Annotated in this window: 1 protein-coding gene; it reads left to right on the forward strand. The window is 60.4% G+C overall.

Annotated elements, in window-relative coordinates; genetic code table 11:
- Positions 1–1,426 (forward strand): calcium-binding protein (locus FY112_RS38320; protein ID WP_246700811.1); only part of this gene is annotated, 1,426 nt, incomplete at both ends.

The following is a 1,426-nucleotide window of genomic DNA, read 5'->3' on the forward strand; positions in this document are numbered from 1 at the left end:
TGGTACGGTAGCCTTTGTCGGAACAGGCAATAGCCTCGACAACACGATCACGGGTGGTGTCGGCAACGACACCCTGAATGGTGCGGCTGGCGCTGACATGCTGATCGGCGGAGCGGGCAACGACACTTATATTGTCGACAATGTTGGCGACGTGGTCACCGAAGGGTTGAATGAAGGAGGCGATCTGATCAAGACGGCGCTTTCTTCCTATGCCTTGACCATCAATGCCAATGTCGAGCACCTGAGCTACACGGGATCGGCCAGCTTCACCGCCACCGGCAATGCGCTCGCCAACACGATCACCGGCGGCGCCGGCAACGACACGCTGGACGGCGGTGCCGGCAATGACACGCTGAACGGCGGAGCCGGCAACGACATCTATGTGGTCGACAGTGCGAGCGACGTCATCACCGAGTTGGCCAGTGCCGGCACAGACGAAATCCGCACGTTACTTGCAGCCTACTCGATCGCCGCATTGGTCAATGTCGAGAACCTGAGCTACACGGGATCGGCCAACTTCACCGGCACCGGCAATGCGCTTGCCAATACGATCACCGGCGGCTCCGGCTCTGACATGCTGAACGGCGGGGCAGGTGCGGACAGCTTGATCGGCGGTGAGGGCAGCGACACCTATATCGTCGACAATGCCGGCGACAGCGTCGCCGAAGCTGCCGACGAGGGAACCGATACGGTTCGCACGACATTGGCAAGCTATACGCTTGGCAGCGACCTCGAGAACCTCACCTATATCGGAGCGGCGGCCTTTGCCGGGACGGGCAACGATCTCGACAATGTAATCACAGGGGCGGCTGCCATCGATACGCTGTCAGGCGGCGCCGGCAATGATACGCTGAATGGCGGGGCTGGCGCCGACAGCTTGATCGGCGGTGCTGGCGACGACACCTATGTCGTCGACAATGCCGGCGACCTCGTCACCGAGGCCGCCAATGAGGGGATCGACACGGCTCGAACGAACCTGAGTGCCTACACATTGGGTGCTAATGTCGAGAACCTCACCTACATCGGAACGGCAGCCTTTGTCGGGACAGGCAATAGCCTTGCCAACACGATCACTGGTGGTGTCGGTAATGACATCCTGAATGGCGGGGCAGGTGCTGACACGCTGATCGGCGGAGCGGGCCACGACATCTATATCGTCGATGATCTGGCCGACGTGGTCACCGAAGGGCTGAATGAAGGGACCGATCTGATCAGGACGGTGCTTTCTTCCTATGCCTTGACCAATATTGCCAATGTCGAAAACCTGGCTTTCATCGGCACCGGCGATTTTATCGGCACCGGCAATGCGCTCGCCAACACGATCATCGGCGGCGCCGGCAACGATCTTCTGGACGGCGGTGCCGGCAATGACACGCTGATCGGCGGAGCCGGCAACGACATCTATGTGGTCGACAGTGCGAGCGAC

The sequence above is a fragment of the Rhizobium sp. PEPV16 genome, assembly GCF_008919455.1.
Lineage (GTDB): Bacteria > Pseudomonadota > Alphaproteobacteria > Rhizobiales > Rhizobiaceae > Rhizobium > Rhizobium leguminosarum_Q.